The 13,168-nt window shown below is 72.0% G+C and carries 9 protein-coding genes; 5 read left to right on the top strand and 4 right to left on the bottom strand.

Annotated elements, in window-relative coordinates; translation table 11 throughout:
* Positions 1–82 precede the first annotated feature (82 nt).
* The 4 genes from AB0D48_RS24635 to AB0D48_RS24650 form a co-directional block, all read right to left on the bottom strand.
* Positions 83–706, bottom strand: coding sequence for a GntR family transcriptional regulator (locus AB0D48_RS24635; protein ID WP_362400825.1), 624 nt, complete (start codon positions 704–706; stop codon positions 83–85).
* A 158-nt stretch (positions 707–864) separates the two neighbouring features.
* On the bottom strand, positions 865–2,682 hold the full coding sequence (gene sucB / locus AB0D48_RS24640; RefSeq protein ID WP_362400798.1) for a 2-oxoglutarate dehydrogenase, E2 component, dihydrolipoamide succinyltransferase: 1,818 nt from the start codon (positions 2,680–2,682) through the stop codon (positions 865–867).
* Between the two features lie 53 nt (positions 2,683–2,735).
* On the bottom strand, positions 2,736–4,124 hold the full coding sequence (lpdA, locus tag AB0D48_RS24645; RefSeq protein ID WP_362400801.1) for a dihydrolipoyl dehydrogenase: 1,389 nt from the start codon (positions 4,122–4,124) through the stop codon (positions 2,736–2,738).
* Between the two features lie 287 nt (positions 4,125–4,411).
* Positions 4,412–5,947, bottom strand: a complete 1,536-nt coding sequence (locus tag AB0D48_RS24650; protein ID WP_362400804.1) for a leucyl aminopeptidase — start codon at positions 5,945–5,947, stop codon at positions 4,412–4,414.
* 346 nt (positions 5,948–6,293) lie between these two features.
* Between AB0D48_RS24650 and AB0D48_RS24655 the strand changes: the two genes are divergently transcribed.
* From AB0D48_RS24655 to AB0D48_RS24675, 5 genes are all read left to right on the top strand, one after another.
* On the top strand, positions 6,294–8,321 hold the full coding sequence (locus AB0D48_RS24655) for a hypothetical protein (protein WP_362400807.1): 2,028 nt from the start codon (positions 6,294–6,296) through the stop codon (positions 8,319–8,321).
* 105 nt (positions 8,322–8,426) lie between these two features.
* Positions 8,427–9,968 (top strand): GT4 family glycosyltransferase PelF, encoded by a 1,542-nt coding sequence (gene pelF, locus AB0D48_RS24660; protein WP_362400810.1) that lies wholly within the window; start codon positions 8,427–8,429, stop codon positions 9,966–9,968.
* Positions 9,965–11,491, top strand: a complete 1,527-nt coding sequence (locus AB0D48_RS24665) for a hypothetical protein (RefSeq protein WP_362400813.1) — start codon at positions 9,965–9,967, stop codon at positions 11,489–11,491. The genes pelF and AB0D48_RS24665 overlap by 4 nt, the downstream gene beginning before the upstream one ends.
* Positions 11,492–11,517: 26 nt before the next feature.
* Entirely contained in the window at positions 11,518–12,168 is a 651-nt protein-coding gene (locus AB0D48_RS24670) for a spherulation-specific family 4 protein (protein WP_362400828.1), read from the top strand.
* The gene (locus AB0D48_RS24675) at positions 12,165–12,980 is read left to right on the top strand and encodes an endo alpha-1,4 polygalactosaminidase (RefSeq protein ID WP_362400816.1); all 816 of its coding nucleotides are present in this window, start codon (positions 12,165–12,167) and stop codon (positions 12,978–12,980) included. The genes AB0D48_RS24670 and AB0D48_RS24675 overlap by 4 nt, the downstream gene beginning before the upstream one ends.
* The last annotated feature ends 188 nt before the right edge of the window (positions 12,981–13,168 follow it).

Here is a 13,168-nt window from a genome sequence, read left to right on the forward strand (position 1 = left end):
GGTGATCAGGCGCCGGTCGTGCGGTGGTCGGGCGGTGATCAGGCGCCGGTCGTGCGGTGGTCGTGCGGTGATCAGGCGGTGGTCAGGCGCGCGGAGCGCATCCCAGGACGTGCCGCTTCACCAGCAGACCGATGTCCGGATCCTGACTGCGGAACGCCTCGACGAGGGTTTCGTGCTCCTCCGCGTACGACTTCTGGACCGTTCCCAGCCACCGGATGGACAGGGCCGTGAACACCTCGATGCCCAGGCTCTCCCAGGTGTGCAGCAGCACGCTGTTCCCGGCCGCGCGCACCATCTCGCGGTGGAAGCCCACCGTGTGCCGCACCTGCGCCGTGCCGTCCTTGCTGCGGTCGGCCTCCCACAGGGCGGCGACGTGCGGCTCCAGGGCGCTGCAGTCCGTCGCCAGCCGGGGAGCCGCCAGCTCGGCCGCGATCTGCTCCAGGCCGGCCCGGACCGGGTAGATCTCCTCCAGGTCCGCCGCCGACAGATTCCGTACGCGCACGCCCTTGTTGGGCGCCGACTCGATCAGCCGCAGCGTCTCCAGCTCGCGCAGGGCCTCCCGTACGGGCGTCTGGCTGACCTCCAGCTCCACCGCGATCCGGCGCTCGACGATCCGCTCGCCGGGCTTCCAGCGCCCGCTGACGATCCCCTCCACGATGTGCTCGCGGATCTGCTCGCGCAGCGAGTGCACGACGGGTGGGGTGATCATCGGCGGTTCATCTCCTGGTGGGTGTGCAGGGTCAACGGCGGGGCCTGATGCGTAGACAATACGGCGGCGCCCCCGCCCGGGAGTATCCCGGACGGGGGCGCCGACAGTGAGGCTGGTTACAAGCCGTTCAGCCCTCGGTTGCGATCCTCGATCGCTCAGAGGCCGAGCTCGACCTCGAACTCGCCGGCCTCGAGGATCGCCTTGACGGCCGAGAGGTACCGGGCCGCGTCCGCGCCGTCCACCAGGCGGTGGTCGTAGGACAGGGTCAGGTACGTCATGTCGCGGATGCCGATGTTGGTGCCCTCGGCGGTCTCGATGACCACCGGGCGCTTCACCGTGGCGCCGATGCCCAGGATGGCGACCTGGTTCGGCGGAACGATGACCGTGTCGAACAGCGCACCGCGCGAGCCGGTGTTGCTGATGGTGAAGGTCGCGCCCGACAGCTCGTCCGGCGTGATCTTGTTGCCGCGGACCTTGGCGGCCAGATCGGCGGTCGCCTTGGAGATGCCCGCCAGGTTGAGGTCGCCCGCACCCTTGATGACCGGGGTCATCAGGCCCTTCTCGGAGTCCACGGCGATGCCGATGTTCTCCGAGTCGAAGTAGGTGATGGTGCCCTCGTCCTCGTTGATCCGGGCGTTGACGACCGCGTGGGCCTTCAGCGCCTGGGCAGCGGCCTTGACGAAGAACGGCATCGGCGAGAGCTTGACGCCCTCGCGGGCCAGGAACGCGCCCTTGGCCTTCTCGCGCAGCTTCATGATCTTGGTGATGTCCACCTCGACCACGGAGCTGAGCTGCGCCTGCGAGTGCAGGGCCTTCATCATGTTGTCGCCGATGACCTTGCGCATGCGGGTCATCTTGACGGTCTGGCCACGCAGCTCGGAGACCGCGGCGGCCGGAGCCTTGGCGGCCGGAGCAGCCGCGGCCGGAGCCGGAGCGGCGGCGGCCTTGGCGGCCTCGGCGGCGGCCAGGACGTCCTGCTTGCGGATGCGGCCACCGACACCGGTGCCCGAGACCGTGGACAGGTCGACGCCGGACTCCGAGGCGAGCTTGCGCACCAGCGGGGTCACGTAGGCGCCCTCGTCACCGGCCGCGACCGGGGTGACGGGAGCGGCCGGGGCGACCGGAGCCGGAGCGGCCACGGGGGCCGGAGCGGCGACCGGGGCCGGAGCGGCCACGGGGGCCGGAGCGGCGGCGGGGGCCGGAGCGGCGGCGGCCGGAGCCGGGGCGGCAGCGGCCGGGGCGGCCACGGCCGGAGCCGGAGCGGCGACCGGAGCGGCGGCCTGGGCCGGAGCCGGGGCGGCAGCGGCCGGAGCGGCGGCGGGGGCAGCGCCGGCCACGCCGATGACGGCCAGCCGGGCGCCGACCTCGGCGGTCTCGTCCTCGCCGACCAGGATCTCCAGCAGCGTGCCGGAAACCGGCGCCGGGATCTCGGTGTCGACCTTGTCCGTGGAGACCTCGAGCAGCGGCTCGTCCGCCTCGACGGACTCGCCGACCTGCTTCAGCCAGCGGGTGACGGTGCCCTCGGTGACGGACTCGCCCAGCGCGGGGAGTACGACATCGGTGCCGGACGCGGCCGGAGCAGCGGCGGCGGGGGCCTCGGCGACCGGAGCCGGAGCGGCAGCCGGAGCCGCGGGGGCCTCGGCGACCGGAGCCGGAGCCGCGGGGGCCTCGGCGGCCGGAGCCGGAGCCGCGGGGGCCTCGGCGGCCGGAGCCGCAGCCGCGGCCGGCGCGCCGGAGCCGTCGTCGATGACGGCGAGCTCGGCGCCGACCTCGACGGTCTCGTCCTCGGCGACCTTGATGGAGGCCAGGATGCCGGCCACGGGGGAGGGGATCTCGGTGTCGACCTTGTCGGTCGAGACCTCGAGCAGCGGCTCGTCGGCCTCGACGCGCTCGCCCTCGGCCTTCAGCCAGCGGGTGACAGTGCCCTCGGTGACGCTCTCGCCGAGCGCCGGAAGGGTTACGGAAACCGACATGGTTTCAGTTGCTCCTTACGAAAGTGCGGAAGTGGTCGTCGCGCCCGTGACGATTAGTCGTGTGCGTGCAGCGGCTTGCCGGCCAGGGCCAGGTGGGCCTCGCCCATCGCCTCGTTCTGGGTCGGGTGCGCGTGGATGAGCTGCGCGACCTCGGCCGGGAGGGCTTCCCAGTTGTAGATCAGCTGGGCCTCGCCGACCTGCTCGCCCATCCGGTCACCGACCATGTGGACGCCGACCACGGCACCGTCCTTGACCTGGACGAGCTTGATCTCGCCCGCGGTCTTCAGGATCTTGCTCTTGCCGTTGCCCGCAAGGTTGTACTTCAGGGCCACGACCTTGTCCGCGCCGTAGATCTCCTTGGCCTTGGCCTCGGTGATGCCGACGGACGCGACCTCGGGGTGGCAGTAGGTGACGCGCGGGACACCGTCGTAGTCGATCGGGACGGTCTTGAGACCGGCCAGACGCTCTGCGACCAGGATGCCCTCGGCGAAGCCGACGTGCGCGAGCTGGAGGGTGGGGACGAGGTCACCGACGGCCGAGATCGTCGGCACGTTGGTCTGCATGTACTCGTCGACCAGGACGTAGCCGCGGTCCATCGCGACGCCCTGCTCCTCGTAGCCCAGGCCCTGCGAGACCGGGCCGCGGCCGACGGCGACCAGCAGCACCTCGGCCTCGAAGGTCTTGCCGTCGGCCAGCGTGACGCGCACGCCGTTCTCGGTGTACTCGGCCTTGTCGAAGAAGGTGCCGAGGTTGAACTTGATGCCGCGCTTGCGGAAGGCCCGCTCCAGCAGCTTGGAGCTGTTCTCGTCCTCGACCGGAACGAGGTGCTTGAGGCCCTCGATGACGGTGATGTCGGAGCCGAAGGACTTCCACGCCGAGGCGAACTCGACGCCGATGACGCCGCCGCCCAGGACGATCGCGGACTCGGGCACCCGGTCCAGGACCAGCGCGTGGTCCGAGGAGATGATGCGGTTGCCGTCGATGTTCAGGCCCGGCAGCGACTTCGGCACGGAGCCGGTCGCCAGCAGGACGTGGCGGCCCTGGATGCGCTGGCCGTTCACGTCGACGGAAGTCGGGGAGGAGAGGCGGCCCTCACCCTCGATGTAGGTCACCTTGCGGGAGGCGACCAGGCCCTGCAGACCCTTGTACAGGCCCGAGATGATCTCGTCCTTGTACTTGTGGACACCGGCGATGTCGATGCCCTCGAAGGTGGTCTTCACACCGAACTGGGCGGCCTCGCGAGCCTGGTCCGCGATCTCACCCGCGTGCAGCAGAGCCTTCGTGGGGATGCAGCCGTTGTGCAGGCAGGTGCCACCGAGCTTGTTCTTCTCGATCAGGGCAACGTCCAGACCCAGCTGGGATGCGCGCAGCGCCGCGGCGTAACCGCCACTGCCACCGCCGAGGATCACTAGGTCGAAAACGGTGCTGGCGTCGTTCGCCACGTCACGTCCTCCATGCATGTGCGCCGGGCACCGGTCCTCTGTGACCGGGCGGCGGCTGGTAATCGGCCGCTTGTTTCTTCGGCCCTGTGGTGGGGGCCCTGTCCTGCCGAGAACCCATCTTCGCATTTGTCGGGGGAACGCGGGACGCCGGGCCCGGTCTGTGGCAGGTGCTTCTGTCCGAAGCAGGGGTTACCGAAGCGTAGAAACCTACGGATTTCGTCGACAGCTGAACGCGCCCCGGGACCTGATCATGGTCCCGGGGCGAGTCACGTCTCACATGTGGTGCGTCAGCCGAGGTCGCCCGTGGCCGTACGCTCGGCCAGCCGCACCAGGGTGCGCACGGCGGAGCCGGTGCCGCCCTTGGGGGTGTAGCCGTACGGCGCGCCCTCGTGGAAGGCCGGGCCCGCGATGTCGAGGTGGGCCCAGGTGATGCCCTCGCCGACGAACTCCTTCAGGAAGAGGCCGGCCAGCAGACCGCTGCCCATGCGCTCGCCCATGTTGGCGATGTCGGCGGTGGGGGAGTCCATCGACTTGCGCAGGTCCGCGGGGAGCGGCATCGGCCACGAGGACTCGCCGACCTCCTCGGCGATCTCGTGGATCGACGTACGGAACGCGTCGTCGTTGGCCATGATGCCGAAGGTGCGGTTGCCCAGGGCCAGCACCATCGCGCCGGTCAGGGTGGCCACGTCGACGATGGCGTCCGGGTTGTCCTCCGAGGCCTTGGTCAGCGCGTCGCCGAGGACCAGGCGGCCCTCGGCGTCCGTGTTGAGCACCTCGACGGTCTTGCCGCTGTACATGCGCAGCACGTCACCGGGCTTGGTCGCGGAGCCGGACGGCATGTTCTCGGCGAGCGCGAGCCAGCCGGTGACGTTGACCTGGAGGCCCAGCTTGGCGACCGCGACGACGGAGGCGAAGACGGCGGCGGCGCCGGCCATGTCGCACTTCATCGTCTCGTTGTGGCCGGCCGGCTTCAGGGAGATGCCGCCCGAGTCGTAGGTGATGCCCTTGCCGACGAAGGCGAGGGTCTTCTCCGCCTTGGGGTGGGTGTAGCTGAGCTTCACCAGGCGCGGCAGGTTCTCGGAGCCCTTGCCCACGCCCATGATGCCGCCGAAGCCGCCCTTGACGAGCGCCTTCTCGTCCAGGACCTGGACCTTGACGCCGTGCTCCTTCGCGGTCGCGGAGGCGACCGCGGCGAAGGCCTCGGGGGTCAGGTCGTTCGGCGGGGTGTTGACCAGGTCGCGCGCGATGTTGACCTCGGTCGCGACGACCGTCGCGCGCTCGGCCGCGGCCTTGTGCTCCTTGTCGCGCGGCTTGGCGCCCAGCAGGACGATCTCGGCGAGCGGCTGCTTCGGGCCGCCGTTCTTGTCGCCGGCGGCCTTCTTCTCGCCGCCCTGGTAGGCGGTGAAGGCGTACGCACCCAGCAGCGCGCCCTCGGCGACGGCGGTGACGGCGGAGGCGTCGTCCAGCGGGAGGGCGAAGGCGGCCTTCTTGGAGCCGTGCAGGGCGCGGGCGGCGGCGCCGGCGGCGCGGCGCAGCGCCTCCTCGTCGAACGACTCGTCCTTCTCCGGAACGGGGCCGAGTCCGACCGCCAGCACCATCGGGACCTTCAGGCCAGCCGGGGCCGGCAGCTTGGTGATCTCGCCTTCGGCGCCCGAGGCGCCGACCGCGTCGAGCACGGCGGCGAGCTTACCGTCGTACGCCTTGTCCACGGCCTCGGCGCCCGCGGCGACGACCGGGCCCTTGGGGCCCTTCGCGACACCGACGACGAGGGCGTCGGCGCGCAGCGTCGCCGCGCCGGAGGTGCTGAGAGTCAGAGCAGTCACGGTGGTGAAGTCTCGCTTCCGTTTGTATGTGTCGGCCGAGTGGGTGTACGGCCATCCGTAGCGATCGTATTAGGGCCCGACGGCCGCCAGAAATGAGCCTACGCGCACGGACTCTCCCGTACGTCACTCGAAGGTTTGGCAAGTTGTTCGATCAAGGGGTCGTCAGGTTCACCCATCTGTGGACTCTGCTCCAGGTTTGCCTCGTAGACCTGACGAGGTCCGAAAGACTCGGTCCACTCTCGCAAGGGGACGCGGGGTTCCTTTGCATGATTTCCACAGAGCCTCCCCGGCCCGGCCGACCGCCACAGGGCCGTGTCGAGGGATGCCTGCGGGGGGAAAGGCCGAAATGGTCAACAAGAACCGGATGAACAGGATCGCCGCCGCCATGGCCGCGGCAGCCCTGGTGTCCGTGGCAGTACCAGCCGTGACCGCCCAGGCGGCCACGGCCGCGCGCGTCGACCTGAAGGTGCTCGTCGTCGACGACGGCGGCAGCTCGGTCGAGGCCATCACCGCGGAACTCCGGGACACCGGAGTCCCGTACACCCGTGTGCAGCTCGGCAGCAGCGGCCGACCGGTCATCAACGCGGGCTTCCTCAGCGACACGGTCGACGGCCGTCCGCGCGCCAAGTACCAGGGCGTCGTCCTGCCGAACGAGAACCCCTTCGGCGAGGGCTCGGCCGAGATGGCGGCGCTCGCCGCGTACGAGACGACGTACGGGATCCGTCAGGTCGACGCCTACACCTGGGCCCACCCGGGCGTCGGGCTGGAGTACACCGACAACGGGGGCTTCAGCGGCCAGCTCGACGGCACGCCGGCCGCGGTCACCGCGGCCGGCAAGGCGGGTCCCTTCGCCTACCTCGGCGGCCAGGTCGCCTTCGAGGACAACTCCGCCCTCGTGCCCGAGAGCTTCGGGTTCATGGGCAAGCCGCGGGCCGGCTACACCAGCTACCTCGACGCCCCCGTCGGCTCCGGACGGGCCTCGCTCCTCGGCGAGTACGTCCACGACGGGCGCAGCGAGCTGGTCGTCACCTTCGGCTACAACCAGTACCAGCGGCAGTTCCGGCTGCTGGCCCGCGGCATCGTCGACTGGCTCACCCAGGGCGTCCACCTCGGCCAGAGCCGCAACTACTTCGCGGTCCACGTCGACGACGTCTTCGCGCCGGACGCGCGCTGGAACAAGGAGCTCAACTGCACGCCCGGCGACTACGCCTGCGCGGGGGGCGAGGGCAAGGAGAGCACCATCCGGATGACCGCCGCCGACGCCCAGTACGCGGCGCAGTGGCAGCAGACCAAGAACTTCAAGCTCGACATGCTCTTCAACGCCGGCGCCGGCGAGGAATGGAAGGCCGAGAACGGCGGCACCGACGCCCTGACCGCCCAGCTGGTGGCCGACCGGGCCAAGTACCGCTGGATGAACCACACCTACTCGCACCCCTTCCTCGGCTGCGTCCAGAACACCACCACCGCGCCCTGGACCTGCGTGAAGAACGCCCAGGGCGCCATCCAGTGGATGAGCAGGGCCGAGATCTCCGCGCAGATCCGCGACAACAACAACTGGGCCGCGTCCAAGGGCATCACCACCGACCGGACCGAGATCGTCACCGGCGAGCACTCGGGCCTCAAGACCTCGCCGCAACAGGAACAGGACAACCCCAACCTGGCCGGTGCCTTCGCCGACAACGGCATCAAGTGGGCGGGCAGCGACAACTCCCGCGAACCCGCGCAGCGGGCGGTCGGCGCCGCCCTGACCGTGCCCCGCCACCCGATGAACGTGTACTACAACACGGGCACCAACGCGGAGATGGCCGACGAGTACAACTGGATCTACACCAGCCGCGCCGACGGCGGCAGCGGGGTCTGCGAGGACAACCCGGCGACCTCCACCTGCCTGCCGGCCCCGGTGGACCCGAACACCGGCTACCTGGACCACATCGTCCCCCAGGAGGCCCGGACCGCGCTGCGCCACGTGCTGGCCAACGACCCGCGCCCGCACTACGTCCACCAGTCCAACCTCGCCGAGGACCGCACCCTCTACCCGGTGCTCAACCAGGTCCTCGACACCTACCGGACCCTCTACGCGCCCAGCGCGCCGATCGTCAACCAGAGCATGAAGGAGACCGGCGTCGAGCTCGGCCGCCGCGCGGCCTGGGACAAGGCGCTCGCGGCGGGCACGGTCACCGCCTACCGCGTCGGCACCACCGTCACCGTCAAGGCGCCCTCCGGTCTCGTCGCCCCGGTGACCGCCCCCAACGGGACCAAGAAGCAGCTCCTGCTCGGCACGGCCGACTTCGGCACCGCCTACGCGGGCACCCGCTCCACCTGGACCCAGCCCGAGCTGCTCCAGAGCGCCGTCACGCTCAAGCTGCCCAGCTGACCGTCCGGGCCGAACAGCAGTAAGCCGCCACGAGAACGACCCAGCGCCGGCGCTCCGCGAACCCACGGGCGCCGGCCCCTTTTCCGTCCTGGGGGGACACACCGCATGAGCCATGGGCGTCATGTCACCATGCTCACCGAAGGCACCTACCCGCACGTCCACGGGGGCGTCAGCACCTGGTGCGACCAACTGGTACGAGGCATGCCGGAGGTCGACTTCAACGTCATAGCCCTGACCGGCTCCGGACGCGAGCCGGTCACCTGGGAACTCCCGCGCAACGTCTACCGGCACACCGTCGTACCGCTCTGGGGCCCCACGCCCCGGCGCGGCCGCCGATCGGCCCTGCGCGGCAAGGCCCACCGCAGCTTCACCGAGGTCTACGAAACCTTCCTGCTCTCGCTGCTCGACCCTTCCCCGGCCACCGCTGGGAGTACCCCCGGCCACGGGGGATTCTCCGGAGCCCTGCGCGAACTGGCCGTCCTCGCCCGGGCCGGCAAACTGGCCCCGGCCCTGCGCTCCGAGTCCGTCCTGCGCCTGCTGATGAACGTGTGGACCCGCCCGGGCCTCGCCACCGCCGCGGCCGAGCCCACCATCCACGACGCACTCACCGCCACCGACCTGCTGGAGCACGCGCTGCGCCCGCTGGCCGTGCGGATCCCGCCCGACAGCGTCGCGCACGCCGTCAGCAGCGGCCTCGCCACGCTCCCGGCCCTGGCCGCCGCCTACCTCGACAAGGTGCCCTTCCTGCTGACCGAGCACGGCATCTACCTGCGCGAGCGCTACCTCGGTTACCGCAGCGCCGCACAGCGCTGGCCCGTCAAGGCGCTCATGCTCGGCTTCTACCGCGAGCTCAACACCGAGGGTTACCGGCAGGCCGACCTGATCACCCCCGTCAACCAGTACAACCGCCGCTGGGAAGAGCGCGGAGGCGCCGCCTCCGACCGGATCCGCACCGTCTACAACGGCGTCGACCCGCACGCCTTCCCCGACGCCGGACCCGAACCCGAGGTGCCCACGCTCAGCTGGTGCGGCCGCATCGATCCCATCAAGGACCTCGAAACCCTCATCCGGGCCTACGCCTACATGCGCGCGGAGCTGCCCGCCCTGCGGCTGCGCCTCTTCGGCCCCGTCCCGGCCGGCTGCGAGCAGTACAAGCTCCGCCTGGAGAAGCTCGCCGCCGAACTCGGCGTGACCGACGGGATCTCGTTCGAGGGGCGCATCGAGCAGGTCGCGCAGGCGTACGCGGCCGGGAGCGTCGTGATGCTCTCCTCCATCAGCGAGGGCTTCCCCTTCAGCATCATCGAGGCCATGTCCTGCGGCCGCACCACCGTCTCCACCGACGTCGGCGGGGTCCGCGAGGCCGTCGGCGACACCGGCCTCGTCGTCCCGCCGCGCGAGCCCGAGACCATGGCCCGCGCCACCCTCGCCCTGCTCCGCGACCACGAACGCCGCGCCGAGCTCGGCCGGACGTCCCGCAAACGGGTGGTGGAGAAATTCACCCTCCACCAGTCCGTGGACGGCTTCAGGCACATCTACCGGGAACTCGCCGGCCAGCCCGTCCTGCCCGTCCGCGGGAGCGACGACTGGACGCAGCGGCTCGCCGACCCCTGGTACCGCGAACTCGCGGCCGACGGGAGCCTGTGGTGAGCGGATCCCTCTGGCTCAAGATCCCGGGCGGCGACACGCTGCCCGCGATCCCGCGGCCCCGGCGTACCGTGCCTCCGGCCGCCGACCCCATGGACGAACTCGCCGAACGCTTCGACGTGTTCATCGCGGCGGCCGTCCACCCGGACGAGATCGCCGCCGTCCTCGAATCCGACGGCATGACCGACGAGTACATCCGGCTCACCTACGGCCGCCACGACTCCTTCGCGCTCGCCGAGGAGCTCTACGCCCGGGTGCCGCGCTCCTTCCCGGAGCCCGACGGCGTCCCCGACCCCTGGAAGGTCTCGCTCACCGCCTGCCTGCTGCGCGGGGTGATCTTCGCCCTGCCCGGTCTGGCCTACGTCCTCGGCGCACCTCTGCTCGACGGGCCGAAGGACCGCCTCGGCCTGCCCGCCGGGACCCTGACCCTGCTCGCCGGGGCGCTCATCGGCTGGGTGTGGGACCAGACCCTCTCCCACCGGGCGTACTCCTGGCTCGGGCTCGGCGACCGGGCCGCCGCCGGGCGGACCCTGCTCGCCGGCGCCCCCGCCGGGTCCCTGCTGGGCACCGCCGCCGCGCTGGCCGTGCCCGGCGGGCCGCCCTTCTCGTACGCCTTCGCCGCCGGTCAGGCCCTCTACGTCGGCGCCGCCACCGTCCTGCTCGTCCTCGGCCGGGAGCGGGTGCTGCTCGCCGCGCTCGGCCCGATGGCAGCCGGGGCCCTGCTGGCGCTCTTCGTGGACCTGCCCGTGCCGGTCCGCGTGACCCTGCTCGTGCTGTCCCTGCTGGCCGCCTGCACCCTGGCCGTACGGGAACTCCCGCTGGCCGAGGGCACGCGGGCGGCCGCCGCCCGCGTCCGCGGCTGGGCGGCGCGCCGCCACGGCGGAGGCCCCGTGCTCTGGCGGATGCTGCGCGGCCCCGAGGAGGAGTTCACCCCGCGCGGGCCGCGGCTCGGGGACTCCGTCCCGTACGGGGTCTTCGGCCTCGGCACCGGCCTGCTCGTGCTGTACGCCGCCCTCGGGGAGGTCCTCGCCGGGGGTCCGGCGGAGGCCGTCGCCGCACCCTCGGCGGTGGCCCTCACCCTCAGCATGGGCCCGGCGGAATGGCTCCTGCACCGGTTCCGCAGCGGCAGCCTCGCCGGGCTCCGGGCGGCCCGCTCGCCCGAGGCCTTCCGGCGCCGGATGCTCTCCACACTGGCCCAGTGCCTCGCCGCGTACCTGGCGGTGCTGCTGGCCCTGGGGCTGGCCGGCACCCTGCTCTGGCCGGGCGCCCCGGGCCTGACCGGGGTCCGCGCCCTGACCCTGCTCCTGCTCGGCGCCGTGATGTGGACCGGGCTGCTGCTCCAGTCCTTCGGGGCGGTCCGGCCCGCGGCCGTGGTCTGCGCCTCGGCCGCCGTCGCCCAGAGCCTTGCCCTGCTGACCGGGCTCGGAGCGCCCCGGGCGGTCCAGCTGGTGGTGGCGGCCGCCGCCGCGGCCACGCTCGCCGTCCTGGTCTGCCTGCTCCTCGGCCGTGCGACGGCCCACCGGTGAACGATGTGAACGTGAAGAAGGACCCCATGCTGCTGGTGCCCCTCTACGAGCACCCCGCCGACCGGCCCGAGGACTGGGAGCGGCTCATCCGCTCCGCGGGCCGGCTCCACTCGGTGGTGCTCAACCCCGACAGCGGGCCGGGAGACGCCCCCGACGAGCGGTTCGCCCTCGTCGCCGAACGGCTGCGGGAGGCGGGGGTGGCCGTCCTCGGCTACACCGACACCGACTACGGGCGCCGCCCGCACGCCGCCGTGGTGCGCGATCTGCTGCGTCACCGCGACTGGTACGGCACCGACGGGGCCTTCCTCGACCAGGCCGCCTCCGACCCGGAACTGCTGCCGCACTACGGGCGGCTCGCGGTCGCCGCCCGGGCCGCGGGCGCCCGTACCCTCGTCCTCAACCACGGGGTCCACCCGCACCCCGGCTACGCCGAACTCGCCGACCTCCTCGTCACCTTCGAGGGCCCGTGGGACGCCTACCGGGACGCGGCCGCCGTACCGCCCTGGACCGCCGACCACCCCGCCCAGCGGTTCTGCCACCTGGTCTACGCCGTCCCGCCGGGCGCACCCGCCGCCGAACTCGCCGAGCAGCGGCGGGCCGCGGTGCACTGCGCGGTGCCCGGGACGGGCGCGCACCCGTGGGGGACCCTCCCGTACGCCCTGGAGGCCACGGCATGAGCCGCCGACCGCTCCTGCTGCTCGTGCCGCTCCTGCTCCTCGCCGCCGCCTGTACCGGCCAGGGGTCCGACGAGGGGCCCGACGACGTGTCGGCCGCCCCGGCGCCCGGGGAGCGCTGGCAGCCCCGGCCCGGCGTCAGCTGGCAGTGGCAGCTCACCGAGAAGCTCGACACCTCGGTGAAGGCGGCGGTGTACGACGTCGACGGGTTCCAGACCACCAAGGAGCAGGTGGCCACGCTGAAGCGGGCCGACCGCCGGACCATCTGCTACCTCTCCACCGGCGCCTGGGAGGACTTCCGGCCGGACGCCGCCGAGTTCCCCGAGTCGATGCTCGGCGCGGGCAACGGCTGGGACGGTGAGCGCTGGCTGGACATCCGGCGAACCGCGGAGCTGGAGCCGCTGATGGCCAAGCGGTTCGACATGTGCCGGGACAAGGGCTTCGACGCGGTCGAGCCGGACAACATGGACGGCTACGAGAACACGTCGGGCTTCCCGCTCACCGCCGAGGACCAGCTGCGCTACAACCGGCTGATCGCGAAGCTCGCCCACGACCGGGGCCTCGCGGTCGGTCTGAAGAACGACCTCGACCAGATCCCGCAGCTGGTGGGGGAGTTCGACTTCGCGGTCAACGAGCAGTGTGCGCAGTACGGGGAGTGCGAGCGGCTGACCCCGTTCATCGAGGCCGGGAAGGCGGTCTTCCACGTCGAGTACGAGCTTCCGGCGAGCCGCTTCTGCGAGCGCTCGCGCGCCCTGAAGCTGAGCTCCTTGCAGAAGCGCGAGGACCTCGGCCGCTGGCGCAAGGCCTGCCCCTAGCCCGCCCGGCCCCGCCGCTGCCCACCCGGCTCCGCCCGCCACCCGGCTCCGCCCGCCACCCGGCTCCGCCGCTGCCAACCCGGCCCCACCCGGGCCAACCCGGCCCCACCCGGGCCAACCCGGCCCCACCCGGGCCAACCCGGCCCCACCCGGGCCAACCCGGCCCCACCCGGGCCAACCCGGCCCCA

The sequence above is a fragment of the Streptomyces sp. NPDC048269 genome, assembly GCF_040652395.1.
Lineage (GTDB): Bacteria > Actinomycetota > Actinomycetes > Streptomycetales > Streptomycetaceae > Streptomyces.

Bases quoted from the DNA above. Each gene is read 5' to 3' on its own strand.
- pelF (WP_362400810.1), top strand. From the start codon at position 8,427: ATGAGCCATGGGCGTCATGTCACCATGCTCACCGAAGGCACCTACCCG.
- AB0D48_RS24655 (WP_362400807.1), top strand. From the start codon at position 6,294: ATGGTCAACAAGAACCGGATGAACAGGATCGCCGCCGCCATGGCCGCG.
- AB0D48_RS24670 (WP_362400828.1), top strand. From the start codon at position 11,518: ATGCTGCTGGTGCCCCTCTACGAGCACCCCGCCGACCGGCCCGAGGAC.
- sucB (WP_362400798.1), bottom strand. From the start codon at position 2,682: ATGTCGGTTTCCGTAACCCTTCCGGCGCTCGGCGAGAGCGTCACCGAG.
- AB0D48_RS24675 (WP_362400816.1), top strand. From the start codon at position 12,165: ATGAGCCGCCGACCGCTCCTGCTGCTCGTGCCGCTCCTGCTCCTCGCC.